The organism is Nocardioides sp. YJ-D4 (genome assembly GCF_054031495.1).
Genome location: NZ_CM132932.1, coordinates 15,843 through 29,293 on the forward strand (window position 1 = coordinate 15,843; position 13,451 = coordinate 29,293).

A 13,451-nucleotide genomic window follows, 5' to 3' on the forward strand; every position below is an offset into this window, starting at 1 on the left:
CGCTCACAGCTCGCCCAGTCGTTTGATCGCGGCGGCTTCGTCGGGATCCGGCTCGGTCTCGTCGAGGAATGCCCGGGTGACCTCGACGGCGACGTCGGGGGCGAGGCGCTTGAGGCTCATCGCCAAGACGTTGGCGTCGTTCCACAGGCGCGCGTTGCGCGCGATCCAGGGCTCCCAGGCGAGGGCGGCGCGTACGCCGGGGACCTTGTTGGCGGCGATCGCCGTGCCGGTGCCGGTCCAGCACATCACCACGCCGACGTCGGCGCGGCCCTCGACGACCGCCCGGCCGATGCCGGCGCCGAGGTCGGGCCAGGAGTCGGTCTCGATGACCTCGACGTCGCCACGCTCTCGCAGCTCGGTGAGCACGGCCGTGGTGGTCTCGTTCTCGTCGTCGCTTCCGAAGGCGATCCGCATGGTGCCGAACCTACCGCCGTTCTCAGGCGTGCGTGGCCGGTCCGCCGGGTCCGGTCAGCCTCGCGCTGGGCTGGTCCTTCAAGCTGGTGGTGAGCTCCCAGGTGCGCTGGTAGCCGGTGTGGGCGATGCGCCAGCCGAGCGGCGTACGGGTGTAGCGGTCCTCGTAGAAGGCGGCGCCCTCGAGGGCGAACTCATAGGCGGGGGCGAAGACCTTGTCGTAGAGGTACCAGCGGCCGGTGGCCGCATCGCCGTCGACCGCGATCTCGGGGTGATGGAGGTGGTGCATCGTGATGATCTCCGCGGGCAGGTTGGTCCGCATGTAGTCGACCAGCTCGGCGGGCGAGGTGAACGAGAGCCCGGCGTAGTCGGCGGTGGCGTCATCGCTGAAGCAGGTGGCGAACTCGTCCCACTGCTTGGTGTCGAGGAGGCGTACGTAGCGGTACTTGAGCTGCTCGATCTCGCTGATGTCACTCATGGGCCGATCATAGTAGAACGTGTTCTATTCTGGGTGGTGTCTACGTGAGCTGTGCGGTGACGTTCGACCGTCGGTCGGCCGTACGTCATGACGAAGACCGCCGCCGAGGTGCAGGATCGCGGTGTGGACGGGATGGTCGAGCTGCGCGAGCGGCGGGCGGCACTGTTGGCGAACCGCCACCTGACCTGGGTGTTCGGAGCCGACGACCCGGGTGTGGTGGTGCGCGAGGCGTGGGCTGGCGAGATCCGGCTCCGGGTCCACGTCCCGCGAGCACGCTCGGCCGGGCTGCGGCCGATCGTGCTGGCCTTCCACGGCGGTGGCTGGTGCTGGGGATCGCCCGAGCAGTCGCGCTGGATGGCCGGCCGGATCGCGGCCCGCACCGGGGCCATCGTGGTCGCGCCGGCCTACCGGCTCGCCCCGGAGCATCCCTATCCGGCGGCGGTCGAGGACTGCTGGGCCGTGCTGGCGTGGGTCGTCGCGAACGCCGACGAGCTCGGCGTCGACGCGACGCGGATCGCCGTGCTGGGCGACAGCGCCGGCGGCGCCCTGGCCGCGGTCCTGGCGCTTCGCGCACGGGACGAGGGTGAGTCTCGGATCCGTGGCCAGGTGCTGATCTATCCGCTCGTCGATCTCGTCGGTCTGCGTGGCCCGGGGCTGGGCGGGATCGTGGAGCACTACCTCGGCAACGACGTGTCGCTCGCCGAGGAGTGGTCGGTCTCGCCGCTGCGGGCGCGGTCCCACGCGGCTCTACCGCCTGCCCTGGTGCTCACCGCGCGGTTCGACCCGATGCGCTCGCACGCCGAGCGCTACGCCGACGCGCTGCGTACGGCTGGGGTGGAGGTCGCCGTTCATTGCCCGCGGCTGGCGACCCATGCCTATCTCACCCTGCCGGGCATCTCGCCGGCCTCGCGAGCCGGCCTGGCGCAGATCGTCGGCTTCCTGCGCGAGCGGCTGGGCTGATCAGCCGAGGTCGAGCCTGCCCGCGAGCTTGTCGAGGTAGGTGAGCACGCCGGCCGGCTCGGTGTCGGGTACGCCCCAGATCAGCTCGTCGGCCACCGACCACTCGGCCAGGTCGTCGGGTGTGGGCCTCTTCGCGACGAGGACGCGGACCTCGGGCTTACCTTCGCGGCCCGCCGACTCCCACTCGTCCTGCAGCGTCTTCACCTTGTCGCCGATGCCGGCCTCGGTCGGGGTCGACATCCAGCCCTCGGCGTTGCGGGCGATCCAGCGCAGCGTCTTGGGGCCGCCGCCGGCGCCGACGATCGTCGGGATCCGGCCCTGTGGTGGCTTCGGGTAGGCCCAGGAGGGGCCGAAGGAGACGAACTCGCCCGCATAGGCCGCCTCCTCCTCGGTCCACAGCGCTCGCATCGCCTCCAGGTACTCCTTCAGCGCGGTGCGCTTGCGGTCGCCCGGGATGCCGTGGTCGGCGAGCTCGTCGGTGTTCCAGCCGAACCCGACCCCCAGCGAGACCCGGCCGCCGGAGAGGTGGTCGAGGGTCGCGATCGTCTTGGCGAGCGTGATCGGGTCGGACTCGACCGGCAGCGCGACGGCGGTGGAGAGCCCGATCCGCGAGGTCACCGCGGCGCAGGTCCCGAGCGTGACCCAGGGGTCGAGCGTACGCAGGTAGCGGTCGTCGGGGAGCTCGGTGCCGCCGGTGGGGTGCAGGGCGTCGCGGCGCACCGGGATATGGGTGTGCTCGGGCACGTAGAACGTGTCGAAGCCGCGCTCCTCGGCGGCGGAGGCGAGCTCGGCGGGCGCGATGCCGCGGTCCGAGGTGAACAGGACGATGCCGTGGCGCATGACACAACAGTAGAACGTGTTCTAGTCTTTGCGGAAGGGATCGCCGGGAGAGAGAAGTGAAGATGGAAGCCGACTACATCGTCGTAGGCGCCGGGAGTGCGGGCTGCGCCACCGCTCGCAGGCTGGCCGAGAGGGGTGCCAGCGTGATCGTGATCGAGGCGGGCACCAAGGACACCGCCTTCGGGATCAAGAACCTCCTCGAGCTCCCCGGCGCGGTCGCCGCGATGCTCTCCACGCCACAGCTGAAGAAGCTGGTCGACTGGGGCTACAAGTCGGTCCCGCAGAGCGCCGCCCTCGACCGGGTCATCCCGATGACCCGCGGCAAGGTGCTGGGCGGGTCGTCCTCGATCAACGGCATGCTCTGGGTGCGCGGCAACCGCCAGAACTTCGACGACTGGGCGGCCGACGGCGCGACCGGATGGTCCTACGACGACGTGCTGCCGGCGTTCAAGCGGATGGAGGACTTCGAGGGCGGCAGCGACGAGTTCCGCGGCCAGGACGGGCCGGTGAAGGTGCGTTACCAGAAGGACCTCACGCCGGCGACGCAGAGCTGGCTCGACGAGGCACCCAAGCGGCTCGGGGTCAGCGCCCTCGACGACTACAACGGCAAGGAGCAGGAGGGCGTCGGCGTCGTCCAGCTCAGCGCCTCCGAGGGGCGCCGCTACTCGGCCTCGAAGGCCTACCTGCGCGAGCGGCCGCTGGACAACCTGCTGATCCTGACCAAGGCCCAGGTCACCCGCGTACGCATCGAGGGCTCGCGCGCCACCGGTGTCGAGGTCGTCGGCGCCGACGGCGACAAGCAGACCATCCGGGCGAGCCGCGAGGTCATCGTGGCCGCCGGCGTCTACGGTTCGCCGCACCTGCTGATGCTCTCCGGAATCGGTCATTCCGACCACCTCCGCGACCACGGCATCCAGGTGCACGCCGACCTTCCCGTCGGCGACAACTTCCACGACCACCTCTTCGTGCCGGTCTCGTTCCGGATGGACTCGGCGCTGCGGCGGCCCACACCTGCGTACTTCGCCGCCGGGTTCGCGAAGTCACGGCTCACCCGCAAGGGCTGGGCGGCCGGCTCGCAGTTCGAGGCCTTCGGCTTCGTACGCAGCGCCCTGGCCGGTCAGGTCCCCGACCTGCAGCTGCACGTCCTCTACTGGGTCTACCCGTTCCCGAACCAGGACGGCGAGAAGGCCATCCGGCCGCCGACGAGCAAGCCTGGCCTGTGCATCCTGCCGACGCTGATCTACCCCGAGAGCCGGGGCACCGTACGCCTGGCCAGCGCCGACCCGCTGGCGCACCCGCTGCTCGACCCGGCCTACCTGACCTCGGGCAAGGACACCGAGGTGCTCCTCGACGGGATCGCGAAGGTGCGCGAGATGATGGTGGGTCTCGGGGACAACCAGGGCGAGATCTCGCCCGGCCCGTCGTACGCCACCCCGGAGGCGACCCGGGAACTGCTGCCCAACATCGTGCACAGCGTCTACCACGGCGTCGGCACCTGCCGGATGGGGTCGGACGAGCGCGCCGTGGTCGACCCGTCGCTGCGGGTGCTGGGCATCGACGGCCTGCGCGTCGCCGACGCGAGCGTGATGCCCTCGATCACCGGCGGCAACACCAACGCGCCCTCGATCATGATCGGCGAGCGTGCCGCCGACCTGATCCTCGGTCGATAGGAGACCCCCCATGTCCGACCTGCTGCTGAGCCAGGACCGCGCCCGCGTCCGTACGCTCACCCTCAACCGTCCCGACCAGCTCAACGCGTTCAGCCAGGCGCTCTACGTCGCCCTGGCCGAGGCGCTGCGCGAGGCCGACGAGGACCCGGAGGTGGCCGTCGTGCTGCTGACCGGGAACGGCCGCGCCTTCTCGGCGGGCACCGATCTCGTCGAGATGAAGGAGACCGCCTCGGGTGGCGACGAGAGCGCCGCCCAAGGCTTCATCGGCCTGGTCGACTCGCTGGCGGCGTTCTCCAAGCCGCTGGTCGTCGCCGTCAACGGACTGGGTCTGGGGATCGGCGTGACGCTCCTGGGGTTCGCCGACCTCGTCCTCGCCTCGACGAAGGCGAGGTTCAAGACACCGTTCACGACGCTCGGGGTCGCGCCGGAGGCCGCCTCCAGCTTCCTGTTCCCGCGGCTGATCGGACGCCAGAACGCCGCCTGGATGCTGATGTCGGGGGAGTGGTTCAGTGCGGATGAGGCGCACGAGATGGGGCTCGTGTGGCGGGTCACCGAGCCCGAGGAACTCCTCGAGGTCGCCTGGGACCACGCCGCCACGCTCGCCGCGAGACCGATCAGCAGCCTGGTCGCGGTCAAGGAGACGATGACCGCGTCGCTGCGCCCCGGCATCGGGGCCGCCCGGGAGCTCGAGAACGCCAAGTTCGCCGAGCTGCTCGGCGGGCCCGCCAACATCGAGGCGCTCGTCGCCTTCGCCGAGGGCCGCGAGCCCGACTTCACCAGGCTTCCGCCCGGGGCCTGAGCGGGCTCAGCGCGCTCGGTGGGCTCCGGGGGCTCGCTGGTCGAAGCTCCCGTACCGGTCGCTGCCGTCGAGATGGTACTTGCGCTCCATCTCGGTCAGGTCGTCCTCGATCTGGCGGCCGCGGCGCCGGTCGAGGAGCGCGGCGATCAGGGTCAGGACACCCCAGAAAAGGATCATCCCGATCACGACCGCGACGATGGTGCCGTTCATCTGGGTTTCAGCTCCTTCGTGGGTCTATCTGCTCGTGCTGCGGTCCGCCCGGCCCGGGCTCGGCGCTGAGCACGATGTAGTCGACGATGTCGATTCCGGGGTCGTGCTCCCTGATGACCTCGAGGACCGTCGCGCGACGCTCCTCGGAGGCCACCTCGCCGGAGACGACGAGGTGGTCACCGCGTACCTGGAGCCGGATGCCCAGCTCGTGCGTGCGCGGGTCGGTCGCGATCGCGCGCTCGAGCTCTCGCGTCTGCTGCTCGTTCATGCCGACCTCCTGGGGACGACGTCGTAGACACGGAACGCTGCCTGGATGACGGGCTGGGCGACGTTGCGCACGGGCACCCCGGCCGGGGTGAGACCCTTCTCGCGTCCGGCGTGGGCGTGGCCGTGGAGCGCCAGGTCCACTCCCGTCTCGTCGATCGCCTCACCGAGCCGGTAGTTGCCGAGGAACGGCCAGATCTCCTTCGGCTCGCCGACGAGGGTGTCGTCGACGGGCGCGAAGTGGGACAGGGCGACGGTCACGTCGGGCCCGTCGCCAAGGTCGTCGAGGGCCTTGCGCAGCACATCTGCGGTCTCGATGCCGTGGCCTGTGAACGCCTTCATCTGCGGCTCTCCGAAGTCAGCGGCGGAGCGGCCGAGGAAGCCGAGACAGAAGCCCTTGACGCCGGCGACGCCGAGCAGGCCGGCCCTGGTCTCGATGGTGGTCGAGGTGCCCTCGAGCACCGTTATCCCGTGGTCCTCCAGGAGTCGCGTGATGTCCCCTTCGGCCCCGGAGTGGTAGTCATGGTTGCCGAGCACGGCGAGGACCGGTACGTCGGCGGCGTCGAACTCGTCGGCGAACGCCTCCGCCTCCTCGACCGTCCCGTGCTGGGTGAGGTCTCCGGCGACCAGCAGCGCATCGGCCTCCTCGGAGATGTCCGTGAGCAGCGGCGCGTAGCGGCCGCGCAGGTCGTCGGCCAGATGTACGTCACCGACTGCTGCCACGCGAATCGGGTCAGCCATCGTCGCCTCCCATACTGCTTCCGTCCATGATGGCGAGCGCGTCGAGCAGACAGATCGCGGTCTGCGCGAAGGGGCTCCGCTTCGCCTCCTGTCGCACCAGCCGCCAGTCGATCTGCTCGCGCAGGGCGCGGGCGGCACCGAGAATCGGGGAGAGGTCGCAGGCGTGCTCGCTCAGGGCCAGCATCCGCGAGATGAGCAGGTCGGTCCCGGACATCACGGGCATGGTGACGGAGTCGACCGGCAGGTCGGTGCACCGAGCCAGCAGCTCCTCGTCGACGGGTCCGGTCGGGAGCCGGTGGATCAGGTCGACGACCACGGTGTCGCGTCCGACCTTCACCAGCCAGTCCTCCGGGGCGCCGACCGGATCCATCCCGTTCAGAACCAGTGCGCGCACGGCGTCCTCGACGCACTCCTCGGGGAGTACGAAGTCCACGTCGTGGGTGCTCTCCGGCCCGCCTCGGGTCCAGACCGCGTACCCGCCGGCGAGTGCGAACGGGATCTCGGCGGCCTTCAGGGTCGCACCGACCAGCTTGAGGACGTCGCGTTGTCGCTGGAGCTCCTCGCCCAGCACGTCTGTTCTCGACATGTTGGTGCGGTACCCCGATTCGGTAGCCTTCACCCCTTGCCCGAAACGAGAACGTGTTCTAATCTGGACACGTGTCCAGCGCAACGAGCACCCGCCAGGCGGAGACGGTCGAGCGAGTGTTCGCGGCAGGTCTGGCGGAGCTGCGGCAGGTCGGGCACGAGGCGCTGACCGTCCGTTCGGTCGCCGCCCGGGCCGGGGTCTCCCCGGCCACGGCCTACACCTACCTCGCCTCGAAGAACCATCTCTTCGCCGAGCTCTTCTGGCGTCACCTGGCCGTGACACCGGCGGTCGAGGAGACCGGGTCCCGCGCGGAGCGGGTGCAGGCGGCCGTACGCAGCCTGACGACCCGGATTGCTGAGGAGCCTGCGCTCGCCGCGGCGGTCACGCCGGCACTGCTGGGCAGCGATGCCGATGTCGAGCGGCTGCGGCTGCGGATCGGAGCCGAGTTCGCCGCCCGGTTCGAGGCGGCGCTCGGCGACGGTGCGGCCGAGGCGGAGCGGGAAGCCCTGCTGCTCGCCTTCTCCGGCGCGCTGCTGCAGGCGGGCATGGGCCTGATGACCTACGACGAGATGGCCGACCGGCTCGCCCCGGTCGTCGCCGTGATCGTCGGGAAAGAGTGAGATGACCAGCGCCACGACCGAGATCTTCGACCCCTACGACTACGACTTCCACGAGGACCCCTATCCGGTCTATGCCCGGCTGCGGGACGAGGCGCCGCTCTACTACAACGCCTCCGACGACTTCTGGGCACTCTCCCGGCACGCGGACGTGCACGCCGCTATCAAGGACGACGTCACCTTCTCCAACCGGATGGGGGTCTCGCTCGACGCCAGCGCCTGGAACGCCGACGCCCACCGGGTGATGTCCTTCCTGGCCCTGGACGGCAAGGAGCAGACCCGGCTGCGCAAGCTGGTCTCAGCCGGCTTCACGCCGCGCCGCGTACGCGAGCTCACCCCGCAGATCCAGGCGCTCGCCGACCACTACCTCGACGCGCTGGTCGCGACCTGCGCCGAGACCGGCGAGGCGGACTGGATCGCGGAGCTCGCCGGCAAGCTCCCGATGGACGTCATCTCCGAGATGATGGGCGTCCCCGTCGCCGACCGCGACGAGGTGCGCCGCCTGGCCGACCTGGTGGTGCATCGGGAGGACGGCGTACGCGACGTGCCGGAGGCCGGGATGACGGCCGCGCTCGAGCTGATCGGCTACTACGCCGAGATGGTCGCGCAGCGGCGCAAGCAGCCCAGCGACGACCTCACCTCGGCACTCGTCGAGGCCGAGGTCGACGGCGACCGGCTGCTCGACCACGAGGTGATCGCGTTCCTGTTCCTGATGGTCGTGGCCGGCAACGAGACCACCACCAAGCTGCTCGGCAACGCGCTCTTCCACCTCGGCGCCCACCCCTCGCAGCTCGCCGAGGTCTTCGCCGATCCCGAGGACACCGTGCCGGTGGGCTCGTGGATCGAGGAGACACTGCGGCATGACACCTCCAGCCAGATGCTGGCGCGCTACGTCGCCGAGGACGTCGAGCTCCACGGCCAGGTCGTCCCGGCCGGGTCGAAGCTGCTCGTCCTGCTCGGCTCGGCCAACCGCGACGAGCGCGTCTTCACCGCCCCGGACGTCTTCGACATCCGTCGCCCGTCCGACGAGCTCGGCAGGATCATGAGCTTCGGCGTCGGCCGGCACTTCTGCCTCGGCGCCAACCTGGCCCGGCTCGAGGCCCGGGTCGTGCTGGCGGAGCTGGTGCGGCGTACGTCCGTGTTCGAGGTCCATCGCGAGCGCGCGGTCCGGGTCCACTCGACCAGCGTGCGCGGGTTCGCCGAGCTGCCTGTCACCTTCACCTGGAGGGCGCGATGAGCGGGGCGGATGCTCACCGAGGCAACTCGGTCGGCAGCCACCGACTTCGTGGAGTTCCGCGAGGTCAGCACGCATTCGCCGAGCTACCTCGGTCAGCATCCCTGGAGGACGCATGAAGTACGCACAGCCCGACCGCCGTCCGGCGGTGATCACCGGCGCCTCCTCCGGGATCGGCGCGGAGACCGCGAAGGCGCTGGCGACCGCGGGTTTCCCGGTCGCGCTCGGCGCTCGGCGGCTCGACCGGGTCGAGGAGATCGCCGCCGCGATCCGCGCCGACGGGGGAGAGGCGGTGGCCCACCCGCTCGACGTGACCTCGGACGAATCCGTCGCCGAGTTCGCCGCGAAGGCGGTCGCCGACCTGGGCGAGATCGAGGTCGTGGTCAGCAACGCCGGCGTCACCCATCCGGGTGCGACCGTCGACGTCTCCACGGAGACCTTCGGCGACCAGGTCGACATCAACCTGCTCGGCGCCCACCGGATCCTGCGCGCCTTCGGGCCCGGGATGATCGAGCGGCAGCGCGGCGACCTGGTCTTCCTCTCCTCCGACGTGGCGCTCAGGCCGCGACCGTTCATGGGGGCGTACGCAGCCTCCAAGTGGGGTCTGGAAGGCATGGTCAACGCGCTCCAGATGGAGCTCGAGGGCACCGGGGTCCGGGCCTCGATCGTGCGACCCGGCCCCACCCACTCCGACATCGGCAACGAGTGGCCCGCCGAGCTCGGCGGGTTCGTGCTGGAGCAGTGGGTCAGGTGGGGCCTCGCCCGCCATCCGCACTTCCTCAAGGCCCGGGCGCTGGCCGACGCGATCACGTCGGTCGTGACCGCCAAGCGCGGGGTCCACATCAGCACCATCGACGTCAACCCCGAAGCCCCCGTGCAGGAGGCACGATGACGATCCCCACCGTCTCCACCGTCCTGGACGACCAGGACCCGAGCGTCCCCGAGATCATCCGCGGCACCGGGCACCTGCCCGAGATGCGGGTCGACCCGATCTCGCTGTTCTCCCGCGTCCGCGAGGAGTGCGGCGACCTCGGGCGCTTTCGCCTCGCCGACAAGGACGTCGTCCTGGTCACCGGCGCCGAGGCCAACGAGGCGTTCTTCCGGGCGCCCGACGACGTGCTCGACCAGGCGGCGGCGTACCCGTTCATGACGCCGATCTTCGGCAAGGGCGTCGTCTTCGATGCCTCTCCGGAGGAGCGGCAGCAGATGCTGAAGAACCAGGCGCTGCGCGGCGACATGATGCGCGGACACGCGCAGACGATCGAGGCCGAGATCCGCCGGATGATCGCCGGCTGGGGCGAGGAGGGGGAGATCGACCTCCTCGACTTCTTCGCCGAGCTGACCATCTACACCACCTCGGCGTGCCTGGTCGGGAAGCCGTTCCGTGAGGAGCTCGACTCGTCCTTCGCCCAGCACTATCACGAGCTGGAGCACGGCACGGACGCGATCGCGTACGTCGACGCCTACGCCGACATCGAGAGCTTCCGGATGCGCGATGCCGCCCGCGACAAGCTCGTCGCGTTGGTCCAGGCGATCATCGACAAGCGGATTGCGCGGGGCAAGGTCGCCCGTGAGGAGCGCGATCTCCTCGACGTCCTCATCTCGATCGACATGGACACCGACACCATCACCGGGGTCTTCATCTCGATGATGTTCGCCGGCCACCACACCTCCTCCGGCACCGCGTCGTGGGCGATGATCGAGCTGCTGCGGAACCCGTCGGTGATGGCCGACGTCGTCGGCGAGCTGGACGAGCTCTACGCGGACGGCAGCGAGGTGTCCTTCCAGGCGCTGCGCTCGATCCCGGTGCTCGAGGCCGCCTTGAAGGAGACGCTGCGGCTGCACCCTCCGCTGATCATCCTGATGCGGCTGGTGCGCGAGGACTTCGAGCTGCTCGGCGAGACCATCCCGGCGGGCACCCTGCTCGCCGCCTCGCCACGGGTCTCCAACCGGATCGAGGCCGACTTCCCGAAGGCGGACTCCTTCGACCCGAGTCGCTACATCGACCCGCGCCAGGAGGACATGCAGAACCGTTGGACCTGGATCCCGTTCGGCGCCGGCAAGCACCGCTGCGTCGGCAACGCGTTCGCGATGATGCAGATGAAGGCGATCTTCTCGGTCATCCTGCGCGACTACTCGTTCGAGGCGGCGCAGCCGCTGGAGTCGTACGCCGACGACTTCACCAAGATGGTGATCCAGCTCCAGCAGCCCTGCCGTGTGCGCTACCGGAGGCGGCCCGTGGGTGGTGGCAGAGCATGAAGCTGACAGCCGACCTCGGGCTCTGCCAGGGGCATCAGGAGTGCCTCGCCGAGGCCCCGGAGCTCTTCGCCTTCGACGACGACAGCTACCAGGTCGTCGTACGCATCACCGAACCGTCCGAGGAGCAGCTTCCCGCCGCGCGTGCGGCCGTGAAGTACTGCCCCGCTTTCGCTCTCACCCTGGAGGACTGAATGGACCGCGCCGAGATCGAGGGGTTCTGGGCCCACTGGCTCGACCTCAACCGGAAGGCGGAGGCCGACGGCAACTGGTCGCCGCTCGCCGACGTGTACGCCGAGGACGCGACGTACGGCTGGATGTACACCCCCGACGAGCACTTCATGGCCGTGGGCCGCGAGCAGATCCGGGAATGGGCGCTCGGTACCGAGATGGCCGGGCTCGAGGGCTGGCACTACGACTACCAGGCGACGGTCATCGACGACGTCAACGCGATGGTGATCGGCTTCTGGCGGCAGCGGGCCGGGATCGTCGACGACGCGACCGGCGAGGAGTACGAGATCCTCGGCATCGGTGGCTCCTGGTTCGGGGTCGCACCGCGGCCCGACGGCGACGGGCTGGAGTTCGCCTGGCAGCGGGACTGGTTCGACCTGGGGTCCACCGCGACCACCTTCCTCGACATCGTCAAGGCCAAGAAGGCCACCGCCGGGCTGCTGGAGCGGATGTCACTGAACGGCATGGAGCAGCCCGGCCACTACCGCCTCGCCGACCTGCCCTCGACCGTCTGGCCGCCGCCCGTCGCGGCCGGGAACTTCGTGACCCAGGAGCCCGTGTGACGACCCGCATCCCCGCCAACCCACCCGCCCAGCAGCTCGTCGACGGCAAGCTCGGCGCGGCCGCATCCGGCGAGACGTACGCGATCCTCAACCCGGCCACGGGGCAGGAGATCGGGCGCGCACCCGACTCGACGGCGCAGGACATGGACGCCGCCATCGCCGCCGCCCGCAAGGCCTTCGACGAGACCGACTGGTCGACCGACGTGGCGCTGCGGATCCGGTGCCTGCGCCAGCTCCACCAGGCGCTCCTCGACAACGCCGAGGCGTTGCGCGAGCTGACCACCGCCGAGGTCGGCGCGCCCGCGTTCCTGGTCGCCGGGCCGCAGTTCGACACCCCGGTCGAGACGTTGAAGTGGACGATCGACCTCGCCGAGTCCTTCGAGTGGGAACGCGACCTCGGGGTCGGGGTGACGATGGGCATCTCCTCGCGGCGGACCGTGCGGCGCGAGGCCGTCGGCGTCGTCGCCGCGATCACGCCGTGGAACTTCCCCAACCAGATCAACCTGGCCAAGATCGGCCCGGCGCTGGCGGCGGGCAACACGGTGATCCTCAAGCCCGCCCCGGACACGCCGTGGCTGGCCGCGGAGCTGGGCCGGCTGGCGGCCGAGCACACCGACCTCCCGCCGGGCGTCTTCAACGTCGTCACCCCGCGCGACAACCGGGTGGCCGCGATGCTGGCCGAGGACCCGCGGGTCGACCTGGTCTCCTTCACCGGGTCGACGGCCACCGGGCGGGCGATCATGGCGGCCGCCGCGCCCAGCCTGAAGAAGGTCTTCCTCGAGCTCGGCGGCAAGTCCGCAGCGATCGTCCTCGACGACGCCGACATCGCCTCGGCCGCCTCGATGGCGGCCTTCTCGGTGGCCGTTCACGCAGGTCAGGGCTGTGCCCTGACCACCCGGCTGCTGGTGCCTCGGGAGTCCTACGACGCGGCCGTCGAAGCGGCCGCCGCGACGATGTCGTCGCTCGGCGCGGGCGACCCGGCCGATGCCGGCACGATCTGCGGACCGGTGATCTCCGCCGTCCAGCGCGACCGGATCCTCGGCTACCTCGCGCTCGCCGAGGAGGAGGGTGGCCGCATCGCCACCGGCGGAGCCGTCGCCGTCCAGGACGGCGACCTCGCCGGCGGCTTCTGGATCCAGCCCACCGTCGTCGCCGGCCTCGACAACACCGCCCGCGTCGCCCGCGAGGAGATCTTCGGCCCCGTGCTCACGGTGATCCCGCACGACGGCGACGACGATGCCGTACGCATCGCCAACGACTCGCCCTACGGCCTCTCCGGCTCCGTGGAGTCCGGGTCGCTGGAGCGCGCGAAGTCGGTGGCCGCGCGGATCCGCACCGGCACCATCGGCGTCAACGGTGGCCAGTGGTTCGGCCCCGACGCGCCCTTCGGCGGCTACAAGCAGTCCGGCCTCGGCCGGGAGATGGGCGTCGAAGGCTTCGAGGAGTACCTCGAGACAAAACTCATCGCGGAGCCCGCATGACCGGAACCGTGTTGGTCTCGACACGCCTCCGCCTAGCGGCTCCGGCGGCTCGACCAGCGTTTCGCTGGTCGAGCCGGGCGAGCGCCAGCGAGCCCGTGTCGAGACCAACA

17 protein-coding genes are annotated in these 13,451 nt (G+C 70.4%); 10 read left to right on the forward strand and 7 right to left on the reverse strand.

The genetic code is table 11. The features are described from left to right. Positions 1-3: 3 nt before the first annotated feature. Together ACW14X_RS00060 and ACW14X_RS00065 are read right to left on the reverse strand one after the other, a co-directional pair. The gene (locus tag ACW14X_RS00060; protein WP_457164258.1) at positions 4-414 is read right to left on the reverse strand and encodes an RpiB/LacA/LacB family sugar-phosphate isomerase; all 411 of its coding nucleotides are present in this window, start codon (positions 412-414) and stop codon (positions 4-6) included. A 22-nt stretch (positions 415-436) separates the two neighbouring features. Beyond that, positions 437-889 carry a nuclear transport factor 2 family protein gene (locus ACW14X_RS00065; RefSeq protein ID WP_160023266.1) on the reverse strand — a complete coding sequence of 151 codons (453 nt, stop codon included), beginning with the start codon at positions 887-889 and terminating at the stop codon, positions 437-439. Positions 890-976: 87 nt separating this feature from the next. Between ACW14X_RS00065 and ACW14X_RS00070 the strand changes: the two genes are divergently transcribed. Further along, positions 977-1,849, forward strand: coding sequence for an alpha/beta hydrolase (locus ACW14X_RS00070; RefSeq protein ID WP_160023268.1), 873 nt, complete (start codon positions 977-979; stop codon positions 1,847-1,849). Here the strand turns inward: ACW14X_RS00070 and ACW14X_RS00075 are convergent, their stop codons facing one another. After that, positions 1,850-2,689, reverse strand: coding sequence for an LLM class F420-dependent oxidoreductase (locus ACW14X_RS00075; RefSeq protein ID WP_160023270.1), 840 nt, complete (start codon positions 2,687-2,689; stop codon positions 1,850-1,852). It abuts the gene before it with no gap. A 62-nt stretch (positions 2,690-2,751) separates the two neighbouring features. On the opposite strand from ACW14X_RS00075, the gene ACW14X_RS00080 reads away from it, so the two are divergent. Then, positions 2,752-4,359: a GMC family oxidoreductase gene (locus ACW14X_RS00080; RefSeq protein ID WP_457164259.1), complete on the forward strand. Its 1,608-nt coding sequence runs from the start codon at positions 2,752-2,754 to the stop codon at positions 4,357-4,359. Positions 4,360-4,369: 10 nt separating this feature from the next. Then, positions 4,370-5,158: an enoyl-CoA hydratase/isomerase family protein gene (locus tag ACW14X_RS00085; RefSeq protein WP_457164260.1), complete on the forward strand. Its 789-nt coding sequence runs from the start codon at positions 4,370-4,372 to the stop codon at positions 5,156-5,158. 6 nt (positions 5,159-5,164) lie between these two features. Here the strand turns inward: ACW14X_RS00085 and ACW14X_RS00090 are convergent, their stop codons facing one another. Genes ACW14X_RS00090 through ACW14X_RS00105 form a run of 4 tightly spaced genes read right to left on the reverse strand, consistent with a single transcriptional unit; the run spans position 5,165 to position 6,959 of the window. After that, positions 5,165-5,368: a hypothetical protein gene (locus ACW14X_RS00090; protein WP_160023276.1), complete on the reverse strand. Its 204-nt coding sequence runs from the start codon at positions 5,366-5,368 to the stop codon at positions 5,165-5,167. 7 nt (positions 5,369-5,375) lie between these two features. Further along, positions 5,376-5,636, reverse strand: coding sequence for a hypothetical protein (locus ACW14X_RS00095; RefSeq protein ID WP_457164261.1), 261 nt, complete (start codon positions 5,634-5,636; stop codon positions 5,376-5,378). Beyond that, positions 5,633-6,373 (reverse strand): metallophosphoesterase family protein, encoded by a 741-nt coding sequence (locus tag ACW14X_RS00100; RefSeq protein ID WP_457164262.1) that lies wholly within the window; start codon positions 6,371-6,373, stop codon positions 5,633-5,635. Before ACW14X_RS00100 ends, ACW14X_RS00095 begins: the two co-directional genes overlap by 4 nt. After that, positions 6,366-6,959, reverse strand: a complete 594-nt coding sequence (locus tag ACW14X_RS00105) for a hypothetical protein (RefSeq protein ID WP_457164263.1) — start codon at positions 6,957-6,959, stop codon at positions 6,366-6,368. Before ACW14X_RS00105 ends, ACW14X_RS00100 begins: the two co-directional genes overlap by 8 nt. A gap of 71 nt (positions 6,960-7,030) precedes the next feature. Here ACW14X_RS00105 and ACW14X_RS00110 point away from each other — a divergent pair, with 71 nt between their 5' ends. From ACW14X_RS00110 to ACW14X_RS00140, 7 genes are all read left to right on the forward strand, one after another. Then, entirely contained in the window at positions 7,031-7,579 is a 549-nt protein-coding gene (locus tag ACW14X_RS00110; protein ID WP_457164264.1) for a TetR/AcrR family transcriptional regulator, read from the forward strand. A 1-nt stretch (position 7,580) separates the two neighbouring features. Next, complete coding sequence (locus ACW14X_RS00115; RefSeq protein ID WP_457164265.1) at positions 7,581-8,813, forward strand: cytochrome P450; 1,233 nt, start codon at positions 7,581-7,583, stop codon at positions 8,811-8,813. 112 nt (positions 8,814-8,925) lie between these two features. Then, positions 8,926-9,702 (forward strand): SDR family oxidoreductase, encoded by a 777-nt coding sequence (locus tag ACW14X_RS00120; RefSeq protein ID WP_457164266.1) that lies wholly within the window; start codon positions 8,926-8,928, stop codon positions 9,700-9,702. Next, a complete protein-coding gene (locus ACW14X_RS00125) occupies positions 9,699-11,069 on the forward strand; it encodes a cytochrome P450 (RefSeq protein WP_457164267.1) in 1,371 nt (456 codons plus the stop codon). Before ACW14X_RS00120 ends, ACW14X_RS00125 begins: the two co-directional genes overlap by 4 nt. Continuing rightward, positions 11,066-11,260 carry a ferredoxin gene (locus ACW14X_RS00130; protein WP_457164268.1) on the forward strand — a complete coding sequence of 65 codons (195 nt, stop codon included), beginning with the start codon at positions 11,066-11,068 and terminating at the stop codon, positions 11,258-11,260. Before ACW14X_RS00125 ends, ACW14X_RS00130 begins: the two co-directional genes overlap by 4 nt. After that, positions 11,261-11,860: a hypothetical protein gene (locus ACW14X_RS00135; RefSeq protein WP_457164269.1), complete on the forward strand. Its 600-nt coding sequence runs from the start codon at positions 11,261-11,263 to the stop codon at positions 11,858-11,860. Next, positions 11,857-13,341, forward strand: a complete 1,485-nt coding sequence (locus tag ACW14X_RS00140; protein WP_457164270.1) for an aldehyde dehydrogenase — start codon at positions 11,857-11,859, stop codon at positions 13,339-13,341. Before ACW14X_RS00135 ends, ACW14X_RS00140 begins: the two co-directional genes overlap by 4 nt. Positions 13,342-13,451: the final 110 nt, after the last annotated feature.